At 41.0% G+C, this 6915-nt stretch carries 8 protein-coding genes; 3 read left to right on the plus strand and 5 right to left on the minus strand.

The features are described 5' to 3' along the window. Window positions 1-23: 23 nt before the first annotated feature. The 3 genes from EHO60_RS13705 to EHO60_RS13715 form a co-directional block, all read right to left on the minus strand. Entirely contained in the window at window positions 24-1118 is a 1095-nt protein-coding gene (locus EHO60_RS13705; protein ID WP_135768753.1) for a DUF1574 domain-containing protein, read from the minus strand. 54 nt (window positions 1119-1172) lie between these two features. Then, window positions 1173-1538, minus strand: a complete 366-nt coding sequence (locus EHO60_RS13710; protein WP_135768754.1) for a PLU-1-like domain protein — start codon at window positions 1536-1538, stop codon at window positions 1173-1175. A gap of 218 nt (window positions 1539-1756) precedes the next feature. Continuing rightward, complete coding sequence (locus EHO60_RS13715; protein WP_135768755.1) at window positions 1757-2005, minus strand: hypothetical protein; 249 nt, start codon at window positions 2003-2005, stop codon at window positions 1757-1759. 1696 nt (window positions 2006-3701) lie between these two features. Here EHO60_RS13715 and EHO60_RS13725 point away from each other — a divergent pair. From EHO60_RS13725 to EHO60_RS13735, 3 genes are all read left to right on the plus strand, one after another. Beyond that, complete coding sequence (locus EHO60_RS13725; RefSeq protein ID WP_135768756.1) at window positions 3702-3908, plus strand: hypothetical protein; 207 nt, start codon at window positions 3702-3704, stop codon at window positions 3906-3908. Then, on the plus strand, window positions 3898-4224 hold the full coding sequence (locus EHO60_RS17290) for a type II toxin-antitoxin system RelE/ParE family toxin (RefSeq protein WP_135768757.1): 327 nt from the start codon (window positions 3898-3900) through the stop codon (window positions 4222-4224). Before EHO60_RS13725 ends, EHO60_RS17290 begins: the two co-directional genes overlap by 11 nt. Before the next feature lie 76 nt (window positions 4225-4300). Then, window positions 4301-5365: an integrase core domain-containing protein gene (locus EHO60_RS13735; RefSeq protein WP_135768758.1), complete on the plus strand. Its 1065-nt coding sequence runs from the start codon at window positions 4301-4303 to the stop codon at window positions 5363-5365. 443 nt (window positions 5366-5808) lie between these two features. On the opposite strand, the gene EHO60_RS13740 is transcribed toward EHO60_RS13735, so the two are convergent. Then, window positions 5809-6408 (minus strand): hypothetical protein, encoded by a 600-nt coding sequence (locus EHO60_RS13740; RefSeq protein WP_135768759.1) that lies wholly within the window; start codon window positions 6406-6408, stop codon window positions 5809-5811. Beyond that, on the minus strand, window positions 6405-6915 hold a 511-nt coding region (locus EHO60_RS13745; protein WP_210409371.1), incomplete at its 5' end, for a hypothetical protein. The genes EHO60_RS13740 and EHO60_RS13745, both read right to left, overlap by 4 nt.

Below are 6915 nucleotides of genomic sequence, written 5' to 3' on the forward strand. Positions count from 1 at the left end.
CCTACAGAAAGTTTGCAAAAAAATTATTGAGCGGAATGCGGGAAATGTAGCCGCAAAAAACGCAAGAAAGGACGATAACAATCCACTGCCATATGTCCGCTGTCCGCAAAGGAATTGCACTCGTAATCTTTTTCTTCTGCGAGTTCCAAAAGCGGAATGCCGTAAGACTCGTTGATCGGAAGAATTTTTTCCTTCCAGGGAGCGGGAATCTTCATCGAGGCGAGAAGATTCTCCAAAGGCAAGGAAACTTCCGGGCGCACCACGATCGTAGAAATCTGCCGCTCTTTAACCAATCTCAGAATCTTTTCGTAAAACTCGAATTGCATTTCCGAAGGAGCGTATTTCGGATAGATCCAACCGATCGTTCGGATCGAACTGTCCTCTAACTTGCCGAAGTCGCGTTCGAAGAATGCGCCCGCCGGAGAAATAGCATTCCCCTGATCCTTATACAAGGTATCGATCGTCATCTGCTTTACGAGCTCGGCCATTTCGAACTTCTTATTCGTCAGACGATTTACCACATTCGAAAGATATGGTTTGTTTTTGCTGACTCCGAAAATCGTATTCCCGAGATAATAGTTCACATTCTCACGACCCAACGTCCATGCATAAGAAAGAACGAATCGCAGATCGAAGCTGTTCGCGAGATTGGATTTCTTAAAAGTGGTGCTGTTCGCGTTGAATTGGAAAGGGTCGGCTTCCATCACCAGAAAGTCAGGCTTCACCCCGCCTTCTATCATTCTTTCCAAAAAGAAAAGATAATATGCCGGAGTCGTTACGGCCGAAGAAAAATTATAAACGTCCCAGTCGGGATAAAAATCCAGTATCTCCTGGTTTTTAAAATAAAGCAAACGGGAAGATCCCAAAAGGATGACGAGCTTTTTCGGGGATTTTTGAGTCGCTTGGGAACCGTACTTTTGTATGAGTTCCTTCAGGAGATCCTTCTTCACATCGTAGTAAATGTAAGTGAATTCCGTCTTAAGATAGTCCCGAACCTTTTCCAAAAAGAAAAGTTTATCCACGAGAAAGACGAATAAAAAAAGAAGAACCGGATAGAATAGATACGGCCTTGTAAGGAAATTCTGGATTTCCTCCGATTTTTGATTGCTTTGGGGCACGAACGCAAGACTCCCCCGAAGGATAGGAGTGTCAATCCTAAACGAAAGTTATGATCAGGCCGTCGCGAGAGACTCGGAGGACTTGCGTCTCTTTTGAAGTTCCGCAAACCATTCCAAAACGTTTTTGTTGTACGAAACCAAACGCTTTACGTACACTCTTCTTTCCGGATCCAGAATTTCCCTGGCTTCACGGATGATTTCCTCCACGATTTTGGTGTGGAAGGAAAAATGACTCGCGAATAAGTTAAAATGCTCCCTTCCCTGAGAATACCAGTCTCTGGATTGGATATCTTTAAAAAAATCTTCCATGCGATCGATGTCTGCATCGAAGTCGGAGTCGTAAGGGGAATTCAGGATGGAAATCGTGTCCGTTATGTCAGTGAGACTTTGAAAATAAGAGTCTAAATCTTGAAATTCCACCGGCACTACCACCTCAGAAAAGAAAATCCATCGCGGACTTTCCAAAGAACGGGCCATACCCAATGATCCACGGAGAACCGCGAAACCTGTTCAAAAACAGATGCTAATGTCATCTTTTTTTAGAGGCTCAAGGCATCAACCAAATTTTCATCCCAATTAAAAGAAAGAATTTCGGCAGGGACCGAATGTTTATCTCTTTTGCTCTGCTAAATACCTCTTTAAGACAAATCCCACAATCTCGCTATTTTGAGTTTTGCTTTCAGTTCCTGACCTTTCCGGGATAGCATTTTCAAATAGGAATCCCGTTTTTCGAATTGCCGATTTAGAAGCACTAGTTTCGTCATTAACCTTTTCTTCTCTTGGATTCTACCTTCATTGTCCAACTTCTCATAACGCTTTCGAAACGCCTCTACTCTATCGCTAAAATGATTCTCATTTTTGAAGAAATCGATTTCTCCGGATTTCATACTTTAAGTCCCCTCAATATCTCTCCAGTCTCACTCAGTTTCTTCATAATCTTGGAGCCTGATTCGATAGCTTAGCTATAAGACGACTTAACTGTGCTTTCTTCGCAGACAGACACGAGTGGGAATATTTTTTCGCAAATTCTTTCACTCCAATCCCTTTCGGAAATTGTCTTTTTTTACATTTTTTGTCTTCGCTTTGTTGTCTATCGCCGTTTTGGGAGTAGGGATTTTGACAGGATTAGGTTCCTATATTTTGTGGATGGAGAATCGTTATTTTCCGTTCAATAATTCACATTCTAACATACATTTCTATTGTTAAGCGGAGTGTAATCGGGTTTCATTCCGGCTTCCAGCTTGTATTCAGTTCTTCCACGTCCCGCTCCCATGCCGGAGGATCCTAGGAATATCCTTCAATCATCTTCCTTTGGCGTTAGGCATGGCCCAAAGCGCGTAAAGGACCTAAAACGAATTCTTAGCCTTGATTTCCTTCACAAGCTTCAATTTAGAATCATAGATGCGAAATACTGATTCTGTCCGACGTTCCTGCATTACTGGAAGAATCCACATACTGAAAAAACTAATAGGAAAAGCAACGGCAAACGTAATCGCCCCCAGAACAGTTGGTCGAGGGAAAATGGGGGTAAAAAACCGATCACATAGTAATCCACGTCCCGTCTTGCATTTTAAATGTTTTAGAATTCTCGTCCCACAAAAAGAGTGAGCACAGGTCCGGAAGAGCTCCAGCTCCCATATGAAAATATGAAAATATGAAAACTCAATGACATCGAGAATCATCCGTTCAGAAATATTCGAGTCGATACTCTTTACGGGGAATTTTGAAATGGGTTCACCCCAGGAAAGAGGAGCAATTACTTGGATTTCCAACGGATAAGCCAGTCGTATTTTCTCCGAAAGAACATTTCGATTCCCCTCAAAAAATTGCGACTTCATGTCGGTTCCATACTGCACAGCAATCTTGGACTTGCATGGAGTATCTATCCAGTCATTACATTTTTGCCCTATGATTCTAGTCGAATCAGGATAAAATTCTACAAGCGCTATCCGATTTTTCGAGCCTACTTTCCTCTTCATAGGAGGACCTCAATCTACGAGATTCATCGAAACGCAGGAATGCAAACTCCAAAATGAAAAATGCAACTGCACAACTTTCATGCAAGATACTTGTTCCGGCTTTCCTCGACGGTTATTCGTTTTCATTTTATTTGCTTACGGCTTTATTCTGTTATCCTAATTTTGCAAAGCGCTGGGTCTTCGGCTCCGAGGATGTTCAGTTTGGCCGCGCCCCTCGCTCTTTTCTTTATTAGAGAACCTTCATATCTCAAGTCTCGGGTCAGGCTCTCACCTTCGGTCAAGTTATTGCGCTTAACTTTCATAACCCGATCTCCTTTCCCCCCAATAACTTGACCACGGTTCGATCCTTCGCGGGACTCTTATCTAGAATTCTTACTCTAATACAAATTTTTATTACTAAAATGCTTGTAGATTCAGCCTATAAACTATAATTTCGTACATGGATCCGGAAAGGACAGGGTGCCGAGTATTGGAAACGACAGCCCATATGTTTTAATCAGCGTTATCAATCCTGGTTAAATACTAACAGCAAAATATTTCGGGTTTCGAAAACACTTAGATATTCAAAGCAACGACAAAAGTTGAAGTAAGGATAATTCAAACCATGAAAATACTAGTCGATGTAAAAGATGAAAAAGCTACCTCACTTCTCGAAGTCTTAAAGGGTCTATCCTTCGTTACGGCCAAACCGCTTACCGAGTCTAAAGCCAAGTTTTTAGAAGATGTAAAAGAAGCCGTAGAAGAAATGAAACTGGTAAAAGCAGGAAAACTAAAAGCAAGACCCGCGAAAGAACTTTTAGATGAACTTTAGAGTTCTTTCACTTCCTAAGTTCGATCGCCAGGCTAAACGACTTATCAAAAAGTTCCCCTCTCTCAAGGCAGAAATACTTAATCTAGTACATTCCTTGATTCAGAATCCAGCCCAAGGAACTAAGATCGCACGAGATTGTTATAAAATACGGATCTCTATTTCCTCTAAAGGAAAAGGGAAATCCGGAGGGGCAAGGATTATCACTCATGTCCTAATTAAAGACCACTCCGTTTATTTGCTCCTCATTTATGATAAATCCGAGCAAAGCGGGGTGTCCGACTCCGAAATAGAAGAATTACTACAGGAAATCCCCTAGAATCTACTGATATTAGCGGTATGATTTTCCCGCTTGATTATTAAATATTGTTTCTATATTCGTATGGCAATTATTAATGTATTATAAACTATCTCTCTTAACAAATGCCTTCTTTCTATTTTACTTCTTATCCAAGTTCAAAACGAAAACCCAAACAGAATTACAGATCCTATTCCTGAAGACACAAGTTATTGCCTACAAACGCAGAAAGAAAAAGTTCCATACCAAACCATTCCAACGAATGATCCTCGTTTTACTTTCCTACATTCTCCGAGATTGGAAAACAAATCTTGCCATTGTTTCTCCCAATACCATTCTCACTTGGAGAAAGCAAAAATTCAAAACCTTTTGGGCTATGACCTCCCGGCGAAAAATGCTCGGGCGACCCAATTCCCCTTGGGTTCTCATCAAACTGATCCGAAAGATCGCGAAAGAAAATCGAATATGGGGAGCTACAAAACTACACGGCCTGCTACAAAAACTCGGATATGATATCTCAGAACGAACCGTCTCTAAATACATCCCCAAACGACCACCAGATCCGAAGAGGAGGCTTTTATGGAAGCAATTCTACTCCCTCCATTCGGAAACCATGATCGTCTCAGATACGTTCACCGTATATTCCTCTAATTTTAAGAAGATCTTCCGGGTTATATTCTTTCTTCATGTCGGCTCAAGGCAGGTTCTTCACTTCGACATTCATACCAATCCTACCACCAAATGGATGAGAAAAGTGTTTCAAGCGACCTTACGAAAAAGGCGAAACAAAAAGATCCGTTACTTTCTCTCCGACAACGATCCTTTATTCGGAAAGAGATTCACAAAATACCTACAAAGAATCGGACTGAAACCCAAGAAAACATCACCATATTCTCCCTGGCAAAACTGTTATGCGGAACGATGGATCAAAACTTGCAGAAACGAATTTCTAGATTTCTTCATTCCAGCGAATGAATACCATCTAAGAAAGCACTTAGAAGAATACATCCACTTTTACAACTATCATCGGACCCATTTGGCCTTGAATAAGGACTCTCCCATCCCTTCTCCTGTTCTTGAAAGGCCGCCAGATGCAAAGCTAATGTCCACGCCGGTCCTCGGCGGATTGTATCATACCTATTCTTACGAAAAAGTCGCGTAAGTTTATTTAACAACAAAAACTAAGTTACATTCGAAATTTCGAATGCGATAAAGTCATATCCGGACTGTGAAACGGTCTTTAAAAAAGTTCTTTTTCCTTTTCCGAAAGTCGAATTTGTTTCTTTATCTCAGTAAAATTTCCAATACCAAGCACTTTTTTATCCGTTATATCTTCGAATTAATCCGCTATTTTAGTTTTTGCGAGCCTCACCTTCATATCTCAAGTCTCGGGTCAGGCTCTCACCTTCGGTCAAGTTATTGCGCTTAACTTTCATAACCCGATCTCCTTTACCCCTCAATAACTTGACCACGGTTCGATCCTTCGCGGTTCTGTACGACAATCTGCGTATTAAGCTTACCCCCTAATACGACGAAACCCGGCAGAAGCCGGGATTCGATTGAGATTTTTACTCTTTTTCATCATTTCAGTTTTTGTGAACGTCCTCAATAATCTCTACCACTCTCTTCCTGGCCTACTTTTATTGACTCTTCAATGAATTGGATACACTCCTTATAACCTTCTAAAGGCCCTTGCGCCCAATTAACCGATTTTCTTGTATTGGGATCCCGATTTTCTTTGTCTGTTATCGCATCTTTCTTCTTTTCATCGTTATCCAATTCAAAAACAAAATATTCAGATAATTCCCCTTTCTCATTAAAGAGCAATCTAACTCTAACTACTTTGTGATTTTTACTTAAATAGATATTCTCTCCTATCCGATTGATTATATCTATTTCAATATCCTTCTTCTCAGTAGCTACTCTGATTTTCAGCTTATTACGAGCAGGATCAAATTCGGTACAATGGCTTGAATTATACCAAGGGTGATCTTCTGACATACCGAGTCTTCGAAAAATTCCGGCATATCCATCTATCGTATAAACCCCCTGAATCTCAGGGTAATCGGTCAGTTTGAATTTAGGATTATTATACTTTTGAAAATAATCCACTTCCACAACAGGTTCCGACTCTGTCGGCTTTTCTTTCTTACAAGAAAAAAGAGCTAATAGCAGTAATATTGAAAACAGAGAGCTAATTTTCATCTAAAATTCCTTTCGGGATCTCCATCAGCGTAGTCTGAGCTGTTATAGTAAATTCCGTAAACAGGACGATCCTGTCTCGGTTCATCAGGTTTGGGAAGAACAAATGTAATTGGGAGCACCTTTCCATCCTGTCCTCTTGCGTCATTATTGTTAAAATTATACCATTTTCCGTCAATCTTCATAATCAAGGAATAATGGTTCGGACCAAAATCATGGTTCGTATCCCAATACAACTGAACAATAGATCCGTCCTGCATTTTGTCTAGAGTATTGTAAATCTCCCCAACTGATAACGGATTTGCGATATTCTGCATCTTACCGTCCTTGCCAACTGTCATCGTCGGGAAGTCATTCCGAGTGCTCCGTCCCGCCCCATCGTAAGTCGTGGTGATTTGGGTATCATAGCCAGCAGTTCCCCCAACATCCAATACATGTGGTGAGATAGTATTCACCTGACAGTCATCGAAAAACCGGTGGCCCCAGTTTCTTCTGAAAGAGAAAATGATT

The organism is Leptospira fletcheri (assembly GCF_004769195.1).
Taxonomy (GTDB): domain Bacteria; phylum Spirochaetota; class Leptospiria; order Leptospirales; family Leptospiraceae; genus Leptospira_B; species Leptospira_B fletcheri.

Bases quoted from the DNA above. Each gene is read 5' to 3' on its own strand.
- EHO60_RS17290 (WP_135768757.1), top strand. From the start codon at position 3,898: ATGAACTTTAGAGTTCTTTCACTTCCTAAGTTCGATCGCCAGGCTAAA.
- EHO60_RS13735 (WP_135768758.1), top strand. From the start codon at position 4,301: ATGTATTATAAACTATCTCTCTTAACAAATGCCTTCTTTCTATTTTAC.
- EHO60_RS13740 (WP_135768759.1), bottom strand. From the start codon at position 6,408: ATGAAAATTAGCTCTCTGTTTTCAATATTACTGCTATTAGCTCTTTTT.
- EHO60_RS13715 (WP_135768755.1), bottom strand. From the start codon at position 2,005: ATGAAATCCGGAGAAATCGATTTCTTCAAAAATGAGAATCATTTTAGC.
- EHO60_RS13725 (WP_135768756.1), top strand. From the start codon at position 3,702: ATGAAAATACTAGTCGATGTAAAAGATGAAAAAGCTACCTCACTTCTC.